At 60.6% G+C, this 22,433-nt stretch carries 17 protein-coding genes; 12 read left to right on the top strand and 5 right to left on the bottom strand.

Annotated elements, in window-relative coordinates; genetic code table 11:
- The first annotated feature begins 120 nt into the window (after nt 1–120).
- The 3 genes from der to RB216_RS24150 all read left to right on the top strand — a co-directional run bounded on the left by der (nt 121) and on the right by RB216_RS24150 (nt 3,639).
- The gene (gene der, locus RB216_RS24160) at nt 121–1,590 is read left to right on the top strand and encodes a ribosome biogenesis GTPase Der (RefSeq protein WP_016977675.1); all 1,470 of its coding nucleotides are present in this window, start codon (nt 121–123) and stop codon (nt 1,588–1,590) included.
- Nucleotides 1,591–1,711: 121 nt separating this feature from the next.
- A complete protein-coding gene (locus tag RB216_RS24155; protein ID WP_028617842.1) occupies nt 1,712–2,860 on the top strand; it encodes a pyridoxal phosphate-dependent aminotransferase in 1,149 nt (382 codons plus the stop codon).
- Complete coding sequence (locus tag RB216_RS24150) at nt 2,848–3,639, top strand: amidohydrolase (RefSeq protein ID WP_308907979.1); 792 nt, start codon at nt 2,848–2,850, stop codon at nt 3,637–3,639. The genes RB216_RS24155 and RB216_RS24150 overlap by 13 nt, the downstream gene beginning before the upstream one ends.
- Nucleotides 3,640–3,799: 160 nt before the next feature.
- Here the strand turns inward: RB216_RS24150 and leuA are convergent, their stop codons facing one another.
- The 4 genes from leuA to RB216_RS24130 form a co-directional block, all read right to left on the bottom strand.
- On the bottom strand, nt 3,800–5,479 hold the full coding sequence (gene leuA, locus RB216_RS24145; RefSeq protein ID WP_016977678.1) for a 2-isopropylmalate synthase: 1,680 nt from the start codon (nt 5,477–5,479) through the stop codon (nt 3,800–3,802).
- A gap of 323 nt (nt 5,480–5,802) precedes the next feature.
- Complete coding sequence (locus RB216_RS24140) at nt 5,803–6,624, bottom strand: M23 family metallopeptidase (protein WP_068937981.1); 822 nt, start codon at nt 6,622–6,624, stop codon at nt 5,803–5,805.
- 3 nt (nt 6,625–6,627) lie between these two features.
- Entirely contained in the window at nt 6,628–8,007 is a 1,380-nt protein-coding gene (xseA, locus tag RB216_RS24135; protein ID WP_028617838.1) for an exodeoxyribonuclease VII large subunit, read from the bottom strand.
- Nucleotides 8,008–8,017: 10 nt separating this feature from the next.
- The gene (locus tag RB216_RS24130) at nt 8,018–8,908 is read right to left on the bottom strand and encodes a LysR family transcriptional regulator (RefSeq protein WP_236317713.1); all 891 of its coding nucleotides are present in this window, start codon (nt 8,906–8,908) and stop codon (nt 8,018–8,020) included.
- Between the two features lie 99 nt (nt 8,909–9,007).
- Here RB216_RS24130 and RB216_RS24125 point away from each other — a divergent pair, with 99 nt between their 5' ends.
- The 4 genes from RB216_RS24125 (at nt 9,008) to guaA (ending at nt 13,808) form a co-directional block, all read left to right on the top strand.
- Complete coding sequence (locus tag RB216_RS24125) at nt 9,008–9,775, top strand: sulfite exporter TauE/SafE family protein (RefSeq protein ID WP_122685577.1); 768 nt, start codon at nt 9,008–9,010, stop codon at nt 9,773–9,775.
- A gap of 135 nt (nt 9,776–9,910) precedes the next feature.
- Complete coding sequence (locus RB216_RS24120) at nt 9,911–10,459, top strand: hypothetical protein (protein ID WP_028617835.1); 549 nt, start codon at nt 9,911–9,913, stop codon at nt 10,457–10,459.
- A gap of 221 nt (nt 10,460–10,680) precedes the next feature.
- A complete protein-coding gene (gene guaB, locus RB216_RS24115) occupies nt 10,681–12,150 on the top strand; it encodes an IMP dehydrogenase (RefSeq protein ID WP_016977684.1) in 1,470 nt (489 codons plus the stop codon).
- Between the two features lie 80 nt (nt 12,151–12,230).
- Nucleotides 12,231–13,808, top strand: coding sequence for a glutamine-hydrolyzing GMP synthase (guaA, locus tag RB216_RS24110; RefSeq protein ID WP_028617834.1), 1,578 nt, complete (start codon nt 12,231–12,233; stop codon nt 13,806–13,808).
- A 198-nt stretch (nt 13,809–14,006) separates the two neighbouring features.
- Here the strand turns inward: guaA and treR are convergent, their stop codons facing one another.
- On the bottom strand, nt 14,007–14,711 hold the full coding sequence (gene treR / locus RB216_RS24105; RefSeq protein WP_028617833.1) for a trehalose operon repressor: 705 nt from the start codon (nt 14,709–14,711) through the stop codon (nt 14,007–14,009).
- Between the two features lie 238 nt (nt 14,712–14,949).
- Here treR and treP point away from each other — a divergent pair, with 238 nt between their 5' ends.
- The 5 genes from treP to RB216_RS24080 all read left to right on the top strand — a co-directional run bounded on the left by treP (nt 14,950) and on the right by RB216_RS24080 (nt 22,414).
- A complete protein-coding gene (treP, locus tag RB216_RS24100; protein ID WP_308907978.1) occupies nt 14,950–16,392 on the top strand; it encodes a PTS system trehalose-specific EIIBC component in 1,443 nt (480 codons plus the stop codon).
- Between the two features lie 119 nt (nt 16,393–16,511).
- Complete coding sequence (gene treC, locus RB216_RS24095) at nt 16,512–18,158, top strand: alpha,alpha-phosphotrehalase (protein ID WP_308907977.1); 1,647 nt, start codon at nt 16,512–16,514, stop codon at nt 18,156–18,158.
- 94 nt (nt 18,159–18,252) lie between these two features.
- Entirely contained in the window at nt 18,253–19,473 is a 1,221-nt protein-coding gene (locus RB216_RS24090; RefSeq protein ID WP_028617830.1) for a maltoporin, read from the top strand.
- 143 nt (nt 19,474–19,616) lie between these two features.
- The gene (gene ptsP / locus RB216_RS24085) at nt 19,617–22,133 is read left to right on the top strand and encodes a phosphoenolpyruvate--protein phosphotransferase (RefSeq protein ID WP_308907976.1); all 2,517 of its coding nucleotides are present in this window, start codon (nt 19,617–19,619) and stop codon (nt 22,131–22,133) included.
- Nucleotides 22,134–22,135: 2 nt separating this feature from the next.
- Nucleotides 22,136–22,414 (top strand): PTS sugar transporter subunit IIB, encoded by a 279-nt coding sequence (locus RB216_RS24080; protein WP_028617828.1) that lies wholly within the window; start codon nt 22,136–22,138, stop codon nt 22,412–22,414.
- The last annotated feature ends 19 nt before the right edge of the window (nt 22,415–22,433 follow it).

Genomic DNA, 22,433 nt, shown 5'->3' with positions numbered 1-22,433 from the left:
GTAACACCCAGGCGGCCCCGCTTCGGCGGGGCATGCGGCATTTGATTATGCTGCCCCGAGCACCAGCCGCTGCCCTGCAGCGGCTTTTGTATTTTCTGAAATAACGAAGTGGAGAGCCGCATGGTTCCCGTAATCGCCCTGGTGGGCCGACCTAACGTCGGCAAGTCCACCTTGTTCAACCGCCTGACCAGGACTCGCGACGCCATCGTCGGCGACTTGTCCGGTCTGACCCGTGATCGCCAATACGGTGAGGCAAAGTGGCAAGGGCGCTCCTACATTATTGTCGACACCGGTGGTATCTCTGGTGACGAGCATGGCATGGACGAAAAGATGGCCGAGCAGTCTCTGCTCGCCATTGAAGAAGCCGATGTCGTGTTGTTCCTGGTGGACGCCCGTGCGGGCTACACCGCTGCTGACCAAATGATTGGCGAGCACCTGCGCAAGCGCAACAAGCGTTCCTATCTGGTCGCGAACAAGATCGACAACATCGATCCTGAAGCGGCCCGTGCCGAATTCAGCCCGATGGGCCTGGGCGATGCGATTCCGGTCGCCGGCGCTCACGGTCGCGGTATCACCCAGATGCTGGAAATTGCCCTGCGCGATTTCCCTAAGGATGATGTCGAGGAAGAAGAAGGCGAAGAGGAAATCGTTGCCGAAGGCGAGGAAGCCAAGCGCATTCCTGGCCCGAGCGAAAAAGACGGTATCAAGATCGCCATCATCGGCCGCCCTAACGTCGGCAAGTCGACGCTGGTCAACCGCATGCTCGGTGAAGACCGGGTTATCGTCTACGACCAACCCGGCACCACCCGCGACAGCATCTACATCCCGTTCGAACGCAACGAGGAAAAGTACACGCTGATCGACACCGCCGGTGTGCGCAAGCGCGGCAAGATCCACGAGGAAGTTGAAAAGTTCTCGGTGGTGAAAACCCTGCAGGCGATCAAAGACGCCAACGTGGTGATCTTTGTGATGGACGCCCGCGAAGGCGTGGTGGACCACGACCTCAACCTGCTGGGCTTTGCCCTGGAGGCCGGTCGGGCACTGGTGATCGCGATCAACAAGTGGGACGGCATGACGCCGAGCGAGCGCGATTTCGTCAAGATCGAGCTGCAACGCCGCCTGTTCTTCGTCGAGTTCGCCGATATCCACTTTATCTCGGCACTGCACGGCACCGGCGTGGGCAACCTCTACGCGTCCGTACAGAACTCGTTCAAGTCTGCGGTCACCCGCTGGCCGACCAATCGCCTTACCCAGATCCTGGAAGACGCCGTTGGTGAGCATGCGCCGCCGATGGTCAACAACCGCCGGATCAAACTGCGTTACGCCCACTTGGGTGGTGCCAACCCGCCGATTATCGTGATCCACGGTAACCAGATCGAGAAGGTGCCGAAGTCCTATGTGCGTTACCTGGAAAACACCTACCGCCGTGTCTTGAAACTGGTCGGTACGCCGATCCGTATCGAGTTCAAGGGGGGCGAGAACCCATACGAAGGCAACAAGAACACACTGACTGACCGTCAGGTGAACAAGAAGCGTCGTTTGATGACTCACCACAAGAAGGCCGACAAGAAGCGCCGTGACAAGAAATAACGGCAGCTTCAAGTCGTGAGAGAGGGCTCCTTTGGAGCCCTTTTTTGTGCGCGGTGGTTTGTGCCTTGACCCGGTGCAGTTGGCAGCTTAAAACTTGGGGCTCATCTGCAGGGGCCTTTCGATGATCACCAGTAAGCTGCCGAATGTCGGCACGACCATTTTCACCACCATGTCGCAGCTCGCGGCCGAAACCGGCGCGCTCAACCTGTCCCAGGGCTTCCCGGACTTCAATGGCCCCCAGGCTTTGCTCGACGCGGTGGGCAAGCACATCGCCCTCGGTCACAACCAATATGCCCCTATGACCGGTCTGCCGGTGCTGCGTCAGCAGGTGGCCGCCAAGATTGCCCGCAGTTACGGCGCCACGGTCAATGCCGACAGTGAAGTGACCATCACCCCTGGCGCCACCGAAGCAATCTTCTGCGCGATCCAGGCAGTGATTCGCACGGGCGATGAAGTGATCGTGTTCGACCCCAGCTACGACAGCTATGAGCCTTCGGTGGAGCTGGCTGGCGGTTGCTGCGTGCATGTGCAACTGAGCCTGAACGGCTTTACCCTCGACTTCGAGAAGGTCAAGGCGGCGCTGTCACCGCGCACGCGCATGATCATTCTCAATACCCCGCACAACCCTACAGGTGCCTTGATCAGCCGCGCCGAGCTGGACCAATTGGCCGAACTGATCCGTGACCGTGATATCTATCTGGTCAGCGACGAAGTCTACGAACACTTGGTATTCGACGGCGTGTCTCACGTCAGCGTGTTGGCCCACGAAGAACTCTACCAGCGCGCGTTTGTGGTCAGCTCTTTTGGCAAGACCTATCACGTCACTGGCTGGAAAACCGGCTATGTCGTCGCACCGCCAGCCCTCACCGCCGAATTGCGTAAAGTGCACCAATACGTCAATTTCTGCGGCGTGACCCCACTGCAATACGCGCTGGCCGACTTCATGGCCGAACACCCGGAACACGTCGACGAATTACCGGCGTTCTACCAGGCCAAGCGTGACCTGTTCTGCGACCTGTTGGCGCCGTCCCGTTTCAGCTTTACCCGAGTGACCGGTACCTACTTCCAACTGGTGGATTACTCACAGATCCGCCCGGACCTGGATGACGTCGCCATGTCCTTGTGGATGACCCGCGAACACGGTGTGGCCACCATCCCGGTTTCGGTGTTTTACCAGACCCCACCCCAAGGCCAGCGCCTGGTGCGCCTGTGCTTTGCCAAACGCGAGGAAACGCTGCGCCAAGCGGCGGAAAAACTATGCGTGATCTGAGTGCACTGCCGAACCTGAACATCGCCCTGGTCCAGACCAGCCTGGCCTGGCATGACCGCCAGGCCAACCTCGAACATTTCGAACTGCTGTTGGAGCAAGCCAAAGGCGCCGACCTGATTGTGTTGCCCGAGATGTTCACCACAGGCTTCTCGATGGAGTCGCAAGCCCTTGCAGAGCCTGAAAACGGCCCGACCCATCACTGGCTCCAGGCCCAGGCGGCGAAGTACAACGCGGTGATTACCGGCAGTGTGATCATCCAGGCCGCCGACGGCAGCCACCGCAACCGCCTGCTGTGGGCGCGGCCGGATGGCGAGGCGCTGCATTACGACAAGCGCCATCTGTTCCGCATGGCGGGTGAGCATAATCACTACACGCCGGGCGAACACCAGGTGCAGTTCGAATTGAAGGGTTGGCGTATTCGCCCGTTGATTTGCTACGACCTGCGCTTCCCGGTATGGAGCCGCGACGCCCAGGACACCGACCTGCTGCTGTACACCGCCAACTGGCCGGGTGCGCGGCGTTCACACTGGAACCGGCTGCTGCCGGCGCGGGCTATTGAAAACCTGTGCTACGTGGCGGCAGTGAATCGGGTGGGCACGGATGGGAAGGGCTTTGCTTACACTGGGGACAGCCAGGTGTTGGACTTCCAGGGTGAGACCCTGCTGAGTGCGGGGGAAGCGGACGGCGTATTTCAGGTGAGCCTGGACGCGGCGGAATTGGCGGCGTATCGCACCCGGTTTCCAGCCAACTTGGATGCTGACAGCTTCCAGTTCCTGTAGGAGCGAGCTTGCTCGCGAAAAACCTTAACGATAACGCAGCGCTATCAGGTAGCCAGCGGTGCCCTTGCGTTTTTCGCGAGCACGCTCGCTCCTACAAGGTCCGGAAACAGAAAGGCCCCTGGGTTCTTACCCAGGGGCCTTTTGTATGACAGCGAAACGCTTACGCCGCCTTGGCTTCCTGCTGGCTCAGCGAACGGTTCAGCGCGCTGAACAGCGCCTTGAAGCTGGCGGTGGTGATGTTTTCATCAATACCCACGCCATGCACCGGACGCTCACCGTTCACACGCAGCTCGATGTAGGCCGCGGCTTTGGCGTTGGTGCCTGCGCCGATTGCGTGTTCGTTGTAGTCCATGATCTCCACACCAATCGGCAGGCCTGCCACCAGCGCTTCCAACGCGCCGTTGCCTTTGCCTTTCCAGTGCAGGTTGGTTTCGCCCTGGCCCTTGCCGGAGACTTCCACCTCAACAAAGCTGTTACCGTTTTCTTCCTGCAGGCGATGGCTGACCAGCGCGTACGGGGTGTTGGCTTGCAGGTATTCACGCTGCAGCAAGGCGTAGATCTGCGGCGCTGTCATCTCCAGGCCCACACGGTCGGTTTCGGCCTGTACCACTTGGCTGAACTCGATCTGCATACGACGCGGCAAGCTGATGTCGTATTCCTGCTCCAGCAGGTAGGCGATGCCGCCTTTGCCCGACTGGCTGTTCACGCGAATCACCGCCTCGTAGCTGCGGCCGATGTCGGCCGGGTCGATCGGCAAGTAAGGCACTTCCCACAGCGCATCGTCTTTCTGCTGGGAGAAACCTTTGCGGATCGCGTCCTGGTGAGAGCCGGAAAACGCGGTGTGCACCAGGTCGCCCACGTACGGGTGACGTGGGTGCACCTGGATCTGGTTGCATTCCTCGACGACCTTGCGCACGCCGTCGATGTCGGAGAAGTCCAGCTGCGGGTCGAGGCCCTGGGTGTACATGTTCAGAGCCACGGTGACCAGGTCGACGTTACCGGTACGCTCGCCGTTGCCGAACAGGCAGCCTTCGACACGGTCGGCGCCGGCCATCAGGCCCAGCTCGGTTGCGGCAACGCCAGTGCCACGGTCGTTGTGGGTGTGCAGGCTGATGATCACGCTGTCACGACGGTTGATATGGCGACCGAACCACTCGATCTGGTCGGCATAGATATTCGGCGTGGCGCATTCCACGGTAGCCGGCAGGTTGAGGATCATCTTGTGCTCAGGCGTCGGGTTCCACACCTCGATCACCGCATCACAGACTTCCTTGGCAAACTCCAGTTCGGTGGCGCTGAAGGTCTCCGGGGAGTATTCGAAGGTCCACTGGGTTTCCGGCTGCTGGGCGGCATATTTGACGAACAGCTTGGCCGCGTTGACCGCGATGGCCTTGATGCCGTCCTTGTCCTGGTTGAACACGATGCGGCGGAAGGACGGCGACGTGGCGTTGTACAAGTGCACGATGGCCTTCTTGGCGCCGCGCAGGGATTCGAAGGTGCGTGCGATCAAGTCTTCACGGCCCTGGGTCAGCACCTGGATGGTGGTGTCCTCGGGGATGTGGTTGTCTTCGATCAGGGTACGTACGAAGTCGAAGTCGGTTTGCGAGGCGGCGGGGAACGAGGCTTCGATTTCCTTCACGCCGACGGCAACCAGGGTCTTCCAGAAACGCAGCTTTTTCACCGCGTCCATCGGCTCGATCAGCGACTGGTTGCCATCACGCAGGTCCGAGCTGCACCAGATCGGCGCTTCGGTGATGGTCTTCGACGGCCAGGTGCGGTCCGGGATGTCGATGGTCGGGAACGCACGGTACTTCGAAGACGGGTCTTTGAGCATGCTCATCGGGAAATCCTTTGTTGTAGGGGCCGAGAAAAGGCGGCCTGCCGTGGAACTGTTATTGGGGATAAATCGCGGGACGAGGCAGATCGATTCAGCCTGGCAGTCGTGCGCTGACGAGGCACAGGCTGCGGTGCTGGCGGAGCTGAATGAGGGTGTGAGAGGTTTTCATAAGCCCAACCCTAACCGTCGGGGTGAAAGATGGCAAGCAGTCGCGAAAAATTGAGAGAAGTTCTGCTATTCACGTAGAAAACGAGATTTTGTGCCTGAGGATTTGTCGAGGGTTGGTTTTAATTGCGCGCCCATTATCAGGCGCGCAATCGAGCGTTTCAGGGCTGGAACGCGCCAATAAAGATCGCCGGGTCGACTCGCGCGTCGTTCAGGCTGACGTTCCAGTGCATGTGCGGCCCGGTCGCGCGGCCTGTGGCACCGACTTTACCCACCACGGCGCCACGCGCGAGCTGGTCACCGACTTTCACGTCGATCTTCGACATGTGGCAGAACATGCTGATAAAGCCCTGGCCGTGGTCGACGAACACGGTATTGCCGTTGAAGAAGTAGTTGCCTACCAGAATCACTTTGCCGTTGGCCGGCGTCTTGATCGGTGTACCGGCCGGCACGGCAAAGTCCAGGCCCGAATGGGGATTGCGCTCTTCACCGTTGAAGAACCGCCGCACGCCAAACTTGCTCGACAGCGGTCCGTTTACCGGTTTGTCCAGCACCAGGTTGCTCGGCAGGTTCGGGCTGAAACTTCGGTAAGCCTTGATCTGCACCGCCAGCTCCGCCTCGATGCGTTTCAGCTGCGCCGGGTCGGGGTTCACCTGGCTTTTGTTTTTCAGGGTGATGCGTTGTTCCGGGTACTTCTTGTAGCCAACGATAAACGGCAGGTTGCGCCCGCCGCTGCTGATGCGTTCGTTGCCTGGCTTGACCGTCAATGGAATACCGACAATCGCCAGCCAGTTGTCCGCCTCTTTCACCACAAGCACCGGCTTGCCCTGATAGGTGGCTTTTGGCGCCGCTGCTGCGGGGCCCAGCTCAACCACGGCAACGCCACCCGGCACTGGCTTGTTCAAGGTACGGGTGATGTAGCTGTCGGCGTTGGCGTTGAAGGCGAGGCAAAACAACATCAGCAGGCTAAAGAGACGTGGCATCAATCAATCCAATAACGAAAGGGTGACGGGTGTCAGGTGGTTGTCTTCCACCCGCACTTGCAATTGGCCTTCACCGAGACGCGCGGTGAGGCGCTGGCCGGTGTGGGTTTGCGCGGCATTGCGAATCGCTTGGCCGCGCTCGTCCAGCAGGATGCTGTAGCCGCGGCCCAAGGTCGCCAGCGGGCTGACCACCTGCAGCGTCTGCACCTGGCTCTGCAGTTGCAGGCGGCGCGCCTTGAGGCCTTCGCGCATGGCGCGGGGCAGGCGTTCGGCGAGGCTCTCCAGGCGCTGGCGCAGCAGTGCCAGTTGGCGACCGGGGTGCTGGCCGGCGAGGCGGGTTTCCAGGCGGATCAGGCGCTCACGGCGGGTATTGAGGCTGCGCTCGAACGCACGGCGCAGGCGCATGTCCAGGTCATCGAGGCGCTGGGCTTGCTGACGCAGACGTTCGCCCGGGTGACGCAGGCGTCGCGCCATGCCCTCCAGTCGCAGGCGGTCATGGCTCAGGCGATTGCGCATCAGCATCACCAGGCGGCGGTGCAGGTTCTCGACCTGGCGCACCAAATGGCTGGCGTCCGGTGCCAGTAATTCAGCAGCAGCAGAAGGGGTAGGGGCGCGTACGTCGGCCACGAAGTCGCTGATGGATACATCGGTTTCATGGCCGACAGCGCTGACGATTGGCGTGACGCAGGCGCCCACCGCGCGGGCTACGGCTTCTTCGTTGAAGCACCAGAGGTCTTCCAGCGAGCCGCCGCCACGGGCCAGGATCAGCGCATCGAAGCCGCGTGCATCTGCCAGTTTCAGTGCGCGCACAATCTGCGGGATGGCTTCGCGGCCTTGCACGGCGGTGGGGATCAGGGTCAGTTCAATGTTTGGCGCACGACGGCGGAACACGCTGATGATGTCGCGAATCACCGCGCCGGTCGGCGAACTGATAATGCCGATGCGCCGAGGGTGCGCCGGCAGCGGCACTTTGCGCTCGGCGCTGAACAGGCCTTCGGCGCTGAGCTTTTCCTTCAGCGCGTCGAACGCCAGGCGCAGTGCCCCATCACCGGCTGGCTCCACGGTGTCGAGGATCAGTTGGTAATCACCACGCCCCTCGAACAGCGAAACCTTGCCGCGTACCTTCACCGCCAGGCCGTCCTTCAGCGCCTGGCGTACCCGCGCGGCGTTGTTGCGAAACAGCGCGCAACGCACCTGGGCGCCGCTGTCCTTGAGGGTGAAATACACATGGCCAGAGGCCGGGCGGGCGAGATTGGAGATCTCGCCTTCGACCCAGATATTGGTGAACACGTCTTCCAGCAACACCCGCGCACGGCCGTTCAGCTGGCTGACAGTCAGGACTTCGCGGTCCAGGCCCAAACGGGCAAAAGGATCTTTAATCATGGGCGGCAGTTTATAGGCATTCGTGCAAGGTTTGGCAGAATTGCTCCACCAGCGCGCTCGGCCTCTGCGCGCAGGCCAGGGCCACGGTGCTGAGGCAGTCCGGGTCGGCCAGGGGCAAAAAGTGCACATTGGCAGGCGCGATGTCCTGCATGGATTTTGGTAACAAGGCAATACCGAAGCCGGCCTGGATCAACTGCAATTGGGTGGTCTTGCGTGACATCACCCGTGCAGCCTTGGGGAAAAATCCCGCACGCATGCACAATTCGGCTGACAGATAACTCAAGCCGCCGCGCTGGGGATGGGGGATCGAGATAAACGCTTCGTCCTTCAATTGCCCCAGTTCGATGGGCGCATTGCTATGCGCCAGCCCATGATTCGGCGGCACCGCCAGCAACAGTTGCTCGCTGTATAAAGGCACGACTCGCACGCCTTCGCGCTGGCGCAACACGGGCAGGCGCAACAGCCCGAGTTCCAGGCGACCGTCGGCGATTTCTTCCAGCTGCGCTTCGGAGGACAGCTTGACAATGTCCATCGACACCCCAGGGCAGCGTTCCAGCCAGGTGCTGATGCCTTGCAGCAATGGGCCGCTCATCGGCACAGTGCTTGAATGGCTCAGGCGCAGCGTACCCAGTTCGCCATTACCCACCTGTGTCGCCATTTCGCTGGCCTTGAGCAGCTCGCTCAGCAGGTTGCGTGCTCGCGGATAGAAGGCCTCACCCGCAGCGGTCAGTCGTGGTTGGCGTGCAGTACGCTCGAACAGTGGCGTTTGCAACTGGGCTTCCAGCTCCTTGATCTGCCGGCTCAAGGCGGATTGCGCCACAAACAGGCGCTCGGCGGCGGCACTGAAGCTGCCGCTTTCGGCGATTTCGACGAAGTAACGCAGTTGGCGGGTGGAAATCACGCGTCATGCCTTTTCGAGATGGGTGGAGGGCTTTGAAGATATTAGTCGCATCTCTCGGCGCTGGCTAAAGTGAAGGTCATCTCTAAAAAGGAATGACCCATGAACCCGGTTGAACTGATGAGCCAGTGGTCGTTTGGTGGTGTGGATTGGCTGGTGATCGGCCTGGGCATTGTCGTGGCCTATATCGTGTTCGGTATCGCGGGATTTGGCACCGCATTGGTGGCGGGGCCGCTGCTGATCCTGTTCATGCCGCTGTCGAAGATCATCCCACTGCTGGTGCTGCTGGATTTTGTCGCGGCGTTTGGCAACCTGCTGCAATCGCGGCGGGACGTGAACAAGCCGGAGCTGCTGCGCTTGCTGCCGTGCATGGCGATCGGTTGCACGCTGGGCGTGGTGTTTTTGCTCAATCTGCATTCGGACCTGCTACTGCTGCTGATGGGCTTGTTTATCAGCGTCTATGCGGTCTACAGCTTGGCAGTGAAGGCACGGCCAGCCCAACTGGCGGCGGGTTGGTCGGTTCCCATGGGCACCGTCGGTGGTTTGTTCGGCGCATTGTTTGGCAGTGGCGGCTTTCTCTATGCGATCTATCTCAATAGCCGCCTGCCCAAGGACGCCGCGCGCGCCACCCAGAGTGCGTTGATCAGTTGCAGCACGGTGGTGCGCCTGAGCCTGTTCCTGGTAGCCGGGGTGTATGCTGATTTGCCGCTGTTGATGTTGGCGGTGTGCCTGCTGCCGGCGATGGCCCTCGGGCTGTGGTGTGGGCGTAGGCTGACGATGCGTATGTCCCGTGAGGCGTTTGTAAGACTGGTGACCTGGCTGGTGCTGGCGAGCGGTATTGCACTGATCGGACGCTACCTGAGCACTTGACCTGTGTGGGGCAGGGATTAAGCTGCGAGCCTTCAGGGCCTCATCGCCGGCAAGCCGGCTCCTACATTGAAATGCGATCAACTGTAGGAGCCGGCTTGCCGGCGATAGCGCCAGTGGCCACACCGCAGGACTCTCATGAATTCCCAAAGCATCCTTGTTCCGAAAATCTCCACTTTGCCCGTCCACGAACCCCGCGCCCGGGCAATCGTGCGCTGGCTGGTGCGCAAGAACATCATCAAGGAAGAACTCACCACTTGCGGCCGTACCGGCAATCGCATGGGCTATGCCCTCGCCGATGGCGCTCGCGCCGTGGTGTTGTACCCCGAGGCGCTGCCGTTCAACGAGCCGATCAACGGCCTGGAGATCATCTACAAGCGCTGCATCTACACGCCGGCCAAGGGTTTCCTCGAAGAAGCCGGTTGCCCGGAATGCCGCAAGGAAGTCGGTGAAGCCCTGTTCGAAAGCCTCGAAGACTGGATGCCCGGCCACACCGACAACTTCACCTGCCCGCTGTGTGGGCATGAAGACGACATCAATGGGTTCCTGTTCCTACAGCAATGCGGGTTTTCCAACCTGGGATTTATCTTCAACAACTGGGCGGAGGCCGGGTTCAAGCAGAGTTTTATCGATGAATTTGCCGATTGGCTGGACCAGAAGATGAGTTGGGTCAAAGTCGAGTTGTAACTCACTGCCGCGCACCCCTGTAGGAGCCCGGCTTGCTGGCGATAGCGCCCAATGGTCGAGCGCCAGGCTCGAGGGCCTCATCGCCGGGAAGAAGGCTCCTACAGAGGGCTGTTTTCCCCCATCTATCAGTATTACCAAGTTTGTCAGAGTTTTACATTGAGCCCGGCAGGGTGCATGTATATAATGGCGCGCTTCCATTTTCCCGCTCGGGAGCCCCCGCGATGCTGCGTATCAGCCAAGAAGCTCTGACATTCGACGACATTCTCCTAGTGCCCGGTTATTCCGAGGTGCTTCCTAACGAAGTCAGTCTCAAGACCCGCCTAACCCGTGGCATCGAGCTGAATATTCCCCTTGTTTCCGCTGCCATGGACACCGTCACTGAAGCCCGTCTGGCCATCGCCATGGCTCAGGAAGGCGGCATCGGCATCATCCACAAGAACATGACCATCGAGCAGCAAGCTGCCGAAGTGCGCAAGGTCAAGCGTTACGAAGCCGGTGTGGTGAAAGATCCGATCACCATCGAAGCCGACGCCACCGTGCGCGACCTGTTCGACCTGACCCGCCTGCACAACATCTCCGGTGTTCCGGTGCTGCACGATGGCGACCTGGTCGGTATCGTCACTTCCCGTGACGTGCGTTTCGAGAACCGTCTTGAAGTCACCGTCCGTGAAGTGATGACGCCCAAAGAGCGTCTGGTCACTGTCAAGGAAGGCGCCGACAAGAACGATGTGCGCGAACTGCTGCACAAGCACCGCATCGAGCGTGTGCTGATCGTCGACGACAAATTCGCCCTCAAAGGCATGATGACCGTCAACGACATCGAAAAAGCCAAGGCTTACCCGCTGGCCAGCAAGGATGACCAAGGTCGTCTGCGCGTTGGCGCGGCGGTCGGCACCGGTAAAGACACGGGCGACCGTGTTTCGGCCCTGGTCGCTGCCGGCGTTGACGTGGTGGTGGTCGACACCGCCCACGGTCACTCCAAAGGTGTGATCGACCGCGTGCGTTGGGTCAAACAGAATTTCCCTGACGTGCAAGTGATCGGCGGCAACATCGCCACCGGCGCTGCCGCCAAGGCCCTGGCCGAAGCGGGCGCGGATGCGGTCAAGGTCGGTATCGGCCCAGGCTCGATCTGCACCACCCGTATCGTCGCGGGTGTGGGCGTGCCGCAAATCAGCGCCATCGCCAACGTCGCCGCAGCCCTTGAAGGCACTGGCGTACCGTTGATCGCCGATGGCGGCATCCGTTTCTCCGGTGACCTGTCCAAGGCCATCGTAGCCGGTGCGTCCTGCGTGATGATGGGCTCGATGTTCGCCGGTACTGAAGAAGCGCCAGGCGAGATCGAACTGTTCCAGGGCCGTTCGTACAAGGCTTACCGTGGCATGGGTTCGCTGGGCGCCATGTCCCAGGCGCAAGGCTCTTCCGATCGTTACTTCCAGGACTCCTCGGCAGGCGCCGAGAAGCTCGTCCCGGAAGGCATCGAAGGCCGTGTGCCGTACAAAGGCACTCTGAGCGCAATCATCCACCAACTGATGGGCGGCCTGCGTTCCTCGATGGGCTACACCGGCAGCGCCGACATCGAAGAAATGCGCACCAAGCCAGAGTTCGTACGGATCACCGGCGCCGGCATGGCTGAATCCCATGTCCACGACGTGCAGATCACCAAGGAAGCGCCAAACTACCGCGTAGGTTGATGCTTCCAGCAAACTGTTAAGTAACCGGGGCTGTTCTTCAGCCCCGAGTTGTTTCTGATTCATTAGACGAGACTGACTTCATGGCCCTCGACATTCACGCCCACCGCATCCTGATCCTCGATTTCGGTTCCCAATACACCCAACTGATCGCCCGCCGCGTGCGCGAAATCGGCGTGTACTGCGAACTGCATCCGTTCGACATGGACGACGAAGCGATCCGCGAATTCGCACCGAAAGGCGTCATCCTCGCCGGTGGCCCCGAGTCCGTGCACGAAGCCAACAGCCCACGCTGCCCGCAAGCCGTATTCGACCTGGGCGTACCGGTCTTCGGCATTTGCTACGGCATGCAAACCATGGCCGAGCAACTGGGCGGCAAAGTTGAAGGTTCCGAGCTGCGTGAATTCGGTTATGCCCGTGTCGACGTGGTCGGCAAGAGCCGCCTGCTGGACGGCATCGAAGACCACGTCGACGCCGACGGCCTGTTCGGCCTCGACGTGTGGATGAGCCACGGTGACAAGGTCACCAAGATGCCGGAAGACTTCCACATCCTGGCCAGCACCCCGAGCTGCCCGATCGCCGGCATGTTCAGCGACGAGCGTCGTTACTACGGCGTGCAGTTCCACCCGGAAGTGACCCACACCAAGCAAGGCGGCCGCATCCTGTCGCGCTTCATCCTCGACATCTGCGAGTGTGAGGCCCTGTGGACCCCGTCGAAAATTGCTGAAGATGCCATCGCCCAGGTTCGCGCCCAGGTCGGCACCGACAACGTATTGCTCGGCCTGTCCGGCGGCGTTGACTCCTCCGTGGTCGCAGCCCTGCTGCACAAAGCCATCGGCGACCAACTGACTTGCGTGTTCGTCGACAACGGCCTGCTGCGCCTGCACGAAGGCGAGCAAGTAATGGCCATGTTCGCCGAGAACATGGGTGTCAAAGTGATCCGCGCCAATGCTGAAGATCAGTTCTTGAACAACCTGGCCGGCGAGTCCGACCCGGAGAAGAAGCGCAAGATCATCGGTCGCACCTTCATCGACGTCTTCGATGCCCAGTCCAACAAACTGGACAACATCAAGTTCCTCGCCCAGGGCACCATCTACCCTGACGTGATCGAGTCGGCCGGTGCCAAGAGCGGCAAGGCCCACGTGATCAAGTCCCACCACAACGTGGGTGGCCTGCCTGAGGAAATGAACCTCAAGCTGGTAGAGCCGCTGCGCGAACTGTTCAAGGACGAAGTCCGCCGTCTGGGCCTGGAACTCGGCCTGCCGTACGACATGGTCTACCGCCACCCATTCCCAGGCCCGGGCCTGGGCGTGCGGATCCTCGGTGAAGTGAAAAAGGAATACGCCGACCTGCTGCGTCGCGCCGACCACATCTTCATCGAAGAACTGCGCAAGGCCGACTGGTACCACAAAGTCAGCCAGGCATTCGTGGTGTTCCAGCCGGTGAAATCGGTTGGCGTTGTCGGTGACGGTCGTCGTTACGCCTGGGTCGTGGCCCTGCGTGCCGTAGAGACCATCGACTTCATGACCGCACGTTGGGCACACCTGCCGTACGAACTGCTGGAAACTGTCAGCGGCCGTATCATCAACGAGATCGAAGGCATTTCGCGCGTGACTTACGACGTGTCGAGCAAGCCGCCGGCGACGATTGAGTGGGAGTGATCCTGCAGTAGCAGGTGAACGCTGAACAACAAAACCCCGGCCATGTGCCGGGGTTTTGTGTTTATGGAATACGGTAAATGGATCGCCCCGATTCTCTGTAGGAGCTGGCTTGCCAGCGATGAGGCCCATGAATGATGTGGCGGGTTCAAGGATGCCATCGCTGGCAAGCCGGCTCCTACAGTGGGCGCGTCAGGCTGCTCAGCGCCGCGCAATATCCGAAAAGTAAAACTTATCCAACGTATGCCGCGACTCGGTGTACTCGAACTGCCGCCCGTCCTGCAAAAACGTCTGGTTACTCACCACGATCACATGGCTCTGCCCTTCGAGGTCGAGGTGTGTCTGGTCGTCCTTGCCGCGTGGCAGGGCCTCGATGGTGCGTTGGGCATAGGCAATTTGCAGCTGCAACGTCTGTTCGATAAACGCGTAGATCGACTGTTCGGCGATGTCGCGGTCCAACCCCGGAATCACCTCGGCAACGAAATGGTTGATGTCGAGGATCACCCGTTTGCCGCCGATGCGCCGTACCCGTTTGATGCGGGTGATCAGGGTGCCGGGTTCGGCTTCGATGTGTTGCAGCAGTGAGCCTTCCAGCGGGAATTGAGTGAATTCGACCACTTCGGTACGTACGTCATCGCCCAGGTCGGCGTGGGTTTCGTGGAAGCTGACGATGCCGCCCAGTTGGAACTCGATCGGGTTGGGCGACAACACGAAAGTGCCCTTGCCGTGGATTTTTTGCGCAAAGCCACGCTCCTGCAACTGCTCGATGGCCCGACGCACGGTGCCTCGGCTGGCCTGGTAGCTGTCCATCAGTTCTGTTTCGGAGGGAAGGCGTGTGCCGCGCTGCAGGCGTTCGGTGGTGATGCTGGCAAGCAGATCCGTATAGATCTGGTTGTATTTGCTCATGGGGATGGCTCTTTGCCGGGGTTGCGGTCAAGGCAGGAACCTTAGTGGCAGAGCGGGGGTTTGTCCATTAGACCCTTGGATTTATGCGGCTTGTAGCCATGCGCTGTCCTACAAAAAATAAACAAAATGTAACTCGTACAGACGAGTTGTTGCTTTAACTCGTACAGACGAGTACTTTTGCCCTCGGCGTGCTGCCAATGACTGCCCCCAAATAAAAAAATCAAAGTGGAAACCAAGCATGAGCCACGACTATTCGACTATCGCCCGCGAGCTTCTCGAGAACCTCGGGGGCAGCGACAACCTTGAGCAAGCTGCCCACTGCGTCACCCGTCTGCGCCTGGCGCTCAAGGACCCGAGCCTGGTCAACGGCAGTGCGCTGAACCAAGTGGATCTGGTCAAGGGCTCGTTCTTCACCGGCGGCCTGTTCCAGGTGGTGATCGGCCCCGGCGAAGTGGAAAAAGTCTACGCTGCCCTGCGCGAGCAGACCGGGCTCGCTGCCGCCACCATCGCCGACGTGAAGAAGAAGGGCGCCGACAAGACCAACGCCATGCAGCGTCTGGTGCGGGTGTTCTCCGACGTGTTCATGCCGATCCTGCCCGCGCTGATCATTGCCGGCCTGTTGATGGGCGTGAACAACCTGATGGGCGCCAAGGGCATGTTCATCGAGGGCAAGACGCTGCTGGAGGCCTACCCGAATCTGGATGGCCTGTGGAGCCTGATCAACCTGATGGCCAACACCTCGTTTGTGTTCCTGCCGGCGCTGGTGGGCTGGTCGGCGGCCAAGCGGTTTGGCGGCAGTGAAATCCTCGGCATCGTGCTTGGCCTGATGCTGGTGCATCCAGACCTGCTCAACGCTTGGAACTACGGCAAGGCGGTCGCCGGTCTCGACGGCCAGAGCCTGCCGTACTTCGATATTTTCGGCTGGTTCCAGATTGAAAAAGTCGGCTACCAGGGGCAGATCCTACCGATCCTGATGGCCGCCTATGTGATGAGCGTGATCGAGAAATGGTTGCGGGCGCGAGTGCCCAACGCGATTCAATTGCTGGTCGTGCCGATCACCACCATCGTCGTCACCGGCGTGTTGGCCCTGGCCATTATCGGTCCGGTAACGCGTCACCTCGGCATCCTGATCACTGAAGGCGTGGTCACCTTGTTCGACCTGGCACCGATGGTCGGCGGGGCGATTTTCGGCCTGCTGTATGCGCCGTTGGTGATCACCGGCATGCACCACATGTTCCTCGCCGTGGACCTGCAGCTTATTTCTACTCAGGGCGGCACCTTTATCTGGCCAATGATCGTCATGTCCAACCTGGCCCAGGGCAGCGCTGCGCTTGCGGTGTTCTACATGACCCGCAATGCGCGGGATAAAAGCATGGCGTCGACCTCGGCGATTTCGGCTTACTTCGGCATTACTGAGCCGGCGATGTTCGGGGTGAATTTGCGTTTCAAGTTTCCGTTCTATGCGGCCTTGGTGGGCTCGGGATTGGGCAGCATTTTCCTCGCGCTGAACAAGGTGCAGGCCTCGGCCATCGGGGTGGGAGGCTTGCCTGGGTTTATCTCGATCGTGCCGCAATCCATCGCGGTGTTTGTGATTGGCATGGTCATCGCGATGGTGGTGCCGTTTGTTTTGACCTGTGCGTTGAGCATCAAGATTGTTCGGCCTGGGTACAGGGTCGCCTGACCCGACGCCATCGCAGGCAAGCCAGCTCCCACATTTGAAACGCGTTCCCCTGTGGGAGCCGGGCTTGCCCGCGATGAGGCCCGAGAGGCCTGTACACAAATCAACTGAAGGAACCCACCATGCAAGACTGGCAACACTCGGTGATCTACCAGATCTACCCCAAAAGCTTCCACAGCCACGCGGGTAACGCCACCGGTGACCTGCTGGGCATCGTGGACAAACTCGACTACCTCAAATGGCTGGGTGTCGACTGCCTGTGGATAACCCCCTTCCTGCGCTCGCCGCAACGGGACAACGGCTACGACATCAGCGACTACTACGCCATCGACCCCAGCTACGGGACCATGGCCGATTGCGACCTGCTGATCAGTGAAGCGGCCAAGCGCGGCATCAAGTTGATGCTGGATATCGTGGTCAACCACACCTCCATCGAACACGAGTGGTTCCAGCAGGCGCGCAGCAGCCTCGATAACCCGTACCGCGACTTCTACATCTGGCGCGACCAGCCGAATAACTGGGAATCCAAGTTCGGCGGTTCGGCCTGGGAATACGAGGCGCAAACCGGCCAGTACTTCCTGCACCTGTTCGACCACACCCAGGCCGACCTGAATTGGGACAACCCCAAGGTGCGCGCCGAAGTGTTCAAGCTGATGCGCTTCTGGCGCGACAAGGGCGTGGGCGGTTTCCGCCTGGACGTGATCAACCTGATCTCCAAGCCTGCCGATTTCCCCGAAGACACCAGCGACGGTCGGCGCTTCTACACCGATGGCCCGAACGTGCACGACTACCTGCAGGAAATGCACCGCGAAGTGTTCGAAGGGCATGACCTGATCAACGTCGGCGAGATGTCGTCCACCAGCCTCGAACACTGCATCCGCTACTCACGGCCAGAGTCGAAAGAGCTGTCGATGACCTTCAACTTTCATCACCTGAAAGTCGATTACCCGAACCTGCAGAAGTGGGTGAAGGCCGACTTCGACTTCTTGCAGCTCAAGCAGATTTTCTCCGACTGGCAACTGGGCATGCAGGCCGGTGGCGGCTGGAACGCGCTGTTCTGGTGTAACCACGATCAGCCACGGGTGGTCTCGCGCTTCGGCAATGACGGCGAGCATCGCGTGGTCTCGGCCAAGATGTTGGCGACTGCGCTGCACTTCCTCCAGGGCACGCCGTTTGTGTACCAGGGCGAAGAGCTGGGCATGACCAATCCTGGCTTCGACAGGATCGAGCAGTACCGCGATGTAGAGACCTTGAACATCTTCCGCCTCAAGCGCGATGCGGGTGAGTCCGAGGCGTCGAGCATGGCCGCGATCATGCAGAAGTCCCGCGACAACGGCCGTACGCCGATGCAGTGGAGTGCCGGGGAAAATGCCGGTTTCAGCAGCGGTGAGCCGTGGATTGGCATTCCGGCCAACGCGGCGCAGATCAACGTCGAAAGCCAACTGGATGACCCGGACTCAGTGCTGCATCACTACCGCGCGCTGATCGCCTTGCGTCGTCACGAACCGCTGATCCAGAAGGGCGTGTATCGCCAACTGCTGCAGGACCATTTGCACGTCTGGGCCTACCTGCGCGAGGGCCATGGCGAACGCCTGCTGGTGCTGAACAACTTCTACGGCACGCCCTGCGAAATCCAGCTGCCGGACAACGTGATCAACCCGGCCGGCGAACAGCGCCTGCTGATCAGCAACTACCCCGACTGCCCGCAACGTACCGCCACGGTAGCGCTGCGTCCCTACGAATCGTTTGTGCTGCACCTGAAAGACTGAAACACCGCGACCCACTGTAGGAGCCGGCAAGCCGACTCCTACAAGGGAGCGTGCACCAAGCAATAACAATAAGAAAAAATATTAGGAGCGTTTTATGAAAACAAGAATAAAGCTGGGCCTCGTTGCGTCTTGTCTAAGCCTGCCGTTTGGCGCTCAAGCCCTGGAATTTGCCGGTTACCTGCGCAGCGGCGCGGGCACCTCGACGGGCAGCGGTCCACAGCAATGTTTCCAACTGCCCGGGGCGCAATCCAAATACCGCCTGGGTAACGAATGCGAACAATACGCCGAGCTGGAACTGCGCCAGGACCTGCTCACCCTCGACGACGGCTCGGTGCTCAGCGTCGATGCCATGGCATCGCTCTACAACAAGTACGACCGTGAGCTGAAGTTCCAGGGCGAGAACAATGGCTCGGCGCGCATGCCGCAGATGTATGCGCAATGGTCCAACCTGCCCAGCCTCAATGGCGGTTCGGTGTGGGCCGGTCGGCGTTACTACAAACGAAACGACATCCATATCTCAGACTTCTACTACTGGAACCAGAGCGCCACGGGTGGGGGGATCGAGGACGTGCTGATCGGCGACCTCAAGTACAGCTACGCGATTTCCCGCAAGGACAACCTGTACCAGAAGGAATACGCCACCCGTCACGACTTCAACGTCGCAGGTTTCAAGACCAACCCCGGCGGTGAGCTGGAATTGGGCTTGAGTTACATCGAAAAAGCCGGCGGGCGCGACACCAACAGCGGTTGGGCGATCACCGCGCAGCACGTGCAAAAACCTTTCCTCGGCGGCAAGAACAAGTTCGCTTTGCAGTACGGCGAGGGCCCCGGCACTGGCCTGGGTTACACCGGCAATACCTTCCTGGACAACAGCAGCAAAAGTTACCGCGCCGTGGAGTTTTTCGACTGGCAGGTGACCCCGCGTTTTGGCGGGCAGATCGAGGCCGTGTATCAGAAAGACATTCGCCCAGGCTCAAGCGACCAGACCTGGATGTCCCTCGGTGTGCGCCCGGCATACGCCATCAGCGAGCAATTCAAACTGGTCACCGAGCTTGGGCATGATCAAGTCGAGGCCACGGGCGGAACGCGCAAGCTGAGCAAATTTACCTTCGCCCCGACCTGGTCGCCCAAAGGCCCGGATTTCTGGGCTCGTCCGGAGGTGCGCTTGTACTACACCTATGCAACCTGGAACGAAGCGGCCAAGCGTGCGGCGAATGAATTGGCGGCGGGGTCGGCGTTGTCCGATACCGGTGCCTATGGCACGGCGCGACATGGGTCGAACTTTGGCGTGCAAGTCGAATATTGGTGGAAATAATCAATTCTCTGTAGGAGCGAGCTTGCTCGCGAAAAACGCAAGGGCACCGCGTTCATCCAGGATGCGTACGTCATCGTTGACGTCCTTCGCGAGCAAGCTCGCTCCTACAGGGTTATTTACAGAACAAAACAGCAGGTGAAGTCATGACCACAACTCAACCCCTGGAATTGCTGGCGCCCTTGTCGGGTGTGCTGCTGGCGCTGGACAAGGTGCCGGACCCGGTTTTCTCCAGCCGCCTGATCGGCGATGGCCTGTGCATCGACCCCACGTCGCAGACGCTCTGCGCGCCGCTGTCCGGGGTGATCAGCAATATCCAGGACAGTGGGCATGCGGTCAGTGTCACCGACGACAACGGCGTCCAGGTGCTGATGCATATCGGCCTGGACACCGTGAACCTGGCGGGCCAGGGTTTCACCCGGTTGGTGCAGGAAGGCCAGCGGGTGGAGGTCGGGCAGCCGTTGATCGAATTCGATGCCGACTACGTGGCACTCAACGCACGCAGTTTGCTGACCTTGATGCTGGTGGTCAGCGGCGAGCCCTTCAGCCTGTTGGCGGACTGCCTGGTGCAAATGGGCCAGCCGCTGTTGCAGTTATCCCCAAGTGCGGTCGTGGAAGCAGCGGACGAAGAGGAGGGCGATGCAGTGTTCTCCAAGCCGCTGACCTTGCCCAACGCCAACGGCCTGCACGCCCGCCCGGCAGCGGTATTTGCCCAGGCGGCGAAAGGTTTCAACGCCAGTATTTACCTGCACAAGCAAACCCAGAGTGCCAACGCCAAATCGCTGGTGGCGATCATGGCGTTGCAAACCGTGCAGGGCGATACCTTGCAAGTGAGCGCGGCGGGCGAGGACGCCGAGGCGGCGATCAAGGCGCTGGTGGTCTTGTTGGCTGAAGGCTGTGGCGAGGTAGTGGCAAGCATTGCCGAGCCGGTCGCAACGCAGTCGCCGGCAACCTTGCTGCGGGGCGTGTGTGCATCACCGGGCTCGGCGTTTGGTCAGGTCGTTCAAGTGACCGAACCGGAGTTGATCATCACGGCGCAAGGCACGGATGAAGCAACGGAACGCGCTGCTTTGACGCGCGGCTTGCTCGCCGCCATTGAAGCGTTGCAGGTTTTGCAGGACAAGGCGGCTGGCAGCGCTCAGGCCGAGATTTTTCGCGCGCATCAGGAGTTGCTCGAAGACCCGACCTTGCTGGAACATGCCCACCGCCTACTGGCTGAAGGCAAGAGTGCCGCGTTCGCCTGGAACAGTGCCACGCTCGCGACCATCAAGCTATTCCAGGGGTTGGGCAACGCGCTGATCGCTGAGCGTGCGGCAGACTTGGCGGACGTCGGCCAGCGCGTGCTGAAACTGATCCTGGGCATACAAGACAGCGCCTGGGAGTTGCCGGAGCGCGCGATCCTGATCGCCGAACAACTGACGCCTTCACAGACCGCCAGCCTGGACACACGCAAGGTGCTGGGGTTTGTCACTGTCGGTGGTGGCGCGACCAGCCACGTCGCAATCCTCGCCCGTGCCCTGGGCCTGCCGGCTATCTGCGGTGTTTCGGCTCAGGTGTTGGCGGTGGCCAATGGCAAGCAGGTGCTGCTCGACGCCGACAAAGGCGAGCTGCACCTCGAACCGAACCTGGCCGAAATCGAGCAGCTGGACGTTGCGCGTAAACAACAGGTGCTCCGCCATCAGCGCGATGTGGCGCAGGCGTCGTTACCTGCCACTACCCGCGATGGTCATCACGTTGAAGTCACTGCCAACGTGGCTTCGTTGCAGGAAGTCGAGCAATCCCTGAGCCTCGGCGGCGAAGGCGTCGGCCTGCTGAGATCGGAGTTCCTGTATCTGGATCGCAACCGTGCCCCAAGTCCCGACGAACAGGCAGCGACCTACACCGCGATCGCCCGTGCCCTGGGCACCGAGCGCAACCTGGTGGTGCGCACCCTCGACGTGGGAGGCGACAAACCCTTGGCCTATGTGCCGATGGACGCCGAGACCAACCCCTTCCTCGGTCTGCGCGGCATCCGTTTGTGCCTGGAACGCCCGGAACTGCTGCGCGAACAATTCCGCGCGATCCTCGCCAGCGCCGGTTTTGCACGGCTGCACATCATGTTGCCGATGATCAGCCTGCTGTCGGAACTGCACCAGGCGCGCAGGATCCTTGAAGAGGAAGCACTGGCGCTGGGGCTCAGCGAGTTGCCAAAGCTGGGCATCATGATTGAAGTGCCGTCCGCCGCGCTGATGGCGGATGTGTTCGCGCCCCATGTAGATTTCTTCTCTATCGGCACCAACGACCTGACCCAGTACACGCTCGCCATGGACCGCGACCACCCGCGCCTGGCCAGTCAGGCCGACAGCTTCCATCCGGCGGTACTGCGCCTGATTGCCGCCACGGTCAAGGCCGCCCACGCCCATGGCAAGTGGGTGGGTGTGTGCGGCGCGTTGGCGTCCGAGGCGCTGGCGGTACCCGTATTGATCGGGCTGGGTGTGGACGAGTTGTCGGTCAGCGTGCCGTTGATCCCCACCATCAAAGCCACTGTGCGCGAGCTGGACCTGGCTGACTGCCAGATCATTGCCCGCCAGGTCCTGGGCCTGGAAGAAGCCGCCCAGGTGCGTGAGGCCTTGCGCCAATATCACGCGGCCACCGTAGAAACCTCACCTGTCGTGGAGCACTGAGTATGTTCGAGAAATTGCAGCGGGCGTTCTGGAAGGCCCTGACGCCGGATTTGATTGCCGAGACGGCCACTGCGCCGACGCAGAGCCTGTTGTCGGTCGAGGTGCTGAACGCGTTGGGTGGGGCGGATAACCTCAAGTCGCAGCAGCGTGTGGCGCTGACGCGGGTGAGGGTGCAGTTGCAGGATGTGGCGAAGGTGGATACTACGGCGTTAAAGGCAGCGGGGGTGCCAGGTGTGATGGTGCTGACGGGCGGAGTGGTGCATCTACTCACCGGCCTTTAAGCCTAGTGGAGATCCAAAT

This window comes from Pseudomonas canadensis (genome assembly GCF_030980095.1).
Lineage (GTDB): Bacteria > Pseudomonadota > Gammaproteobacteria > Pseudomonadales > Pseudomonadaceae > Aquipseudomonas > Aquipseudomonas canadensis.
This window is presented reverse-complemented; position numbering and strand designations above follow the sequence as displayed.

Excerpts from the sequence above, each read along its gene's own strand:
- der (WP_016977675.1), top strand. The coding sequence starts at position 121 with ATGGTTCCCGTAATCGCCCTGGTGGGCCGACCTAACGTCGGCAAGTCC.
- RB216_RS24155 (WP_028617842.1), top strand. The coding sequence starts at position 1,712 with ATGATCACCAGTAAGCTGCCGAATGTCGGCACGACCATTTTCACCACC.
- RB216_RS24150 (WP_308907979.1), top strand. The coding sequence starts at position 2,848 with ATGCGTGATCTGAGTGCACTGCCGAACCTGAACATCGCCCTGGTCCAG.
- leuA (WP_016977678.1), bottom strand. The coding sequence starts at position 5,479 with ATGAGCATGCTCAAAGACCCGTCTTCGAAGTACCGTGCGTTCCCGACC.
- RB216_RS24140 (WP_068937981.1), bottom strand. The coding sequence starts at position 6,624 with ATGCCACGTCTCTTTAGCCTGCTGATGTTGTTTTGCCTCGCCTTCAAC.
- xseA (WP_028617838.1), bottom strand. The coding sequence starts at position 8,007 with ATGATTAAAGATCCTTTTGCCCGTTTGGGCCTGGACCGCGAAGTCCTG.
- RB216_RS24125 (WP_122685577.1), top strand. The coding sequence starts at position 9,008 with ATGAACCCGGTTGAACTGATGAGCCAGTGGTCGTTTGGTGGTGTGGAT.
- RB216_RS24120 (WP_028617835.1), top strand. The coding sequence starts at position 9,911 with ATGAATTCCCAAAGCATCCTTGTTCCGAAAATCTCCACTTTGCCCGTC.
- guaB (WP_016977684.1), top strand. The coding sequence starts at position 10,681 with ATGCTGCGTATCAGCCAAGAAGCTCTGACATTCGACGACATTCTCCTA.
- guaA (WP_028617834.1), top strand. The coding sequence starts at position 12,231 with ATGGCCCTCGACATTCACGCCCACCGCATCCTGATCCTCGATTTCGGT.
- treR (WP_028617833.1), bottom strand. The coding sequence starts at position 14,711 with ATGAGCAAATACAACCAGATCTATACGGATCTGCTTGCCAGCATCACC.
- treP (WP_308907978.1), top strand. The coding sequence starts at position 14,950 with ATGAGCCACGACTATTCGACTATCGCCCGCGAGCTTCTCGAGAACCTC.
- treC (WP_308907977.1), top strand. The coding sequence starts at position 16,512 with ATGCAAGACTGGCAACACTCGGTGATCTACCAGATCTACCCCAAAAGC.
- RB216_RS24090 (WP_028617830.1), top strand. The coding sequence starts at position 18,253 with ATGAAAACAAGAATAAAGCTGGGCCTCGTTGCGTCTTGTCTAAGCCTG.
- ptsP (WP_308907976.1), top strand. The coding sequence starts at position 19,617 with ATGACCACAACTCAACCCCTGGAATTGCTGGCGCCCTTGTCGGGTGTG.
- RB216_RS24080 (WP_028617828.1), top strand. The coding sequence starts at position 22,136 with ATGTTCGAGAAATTGCAGCGGGCGTTCTGGAAGGCCCTGACGCCGGAT.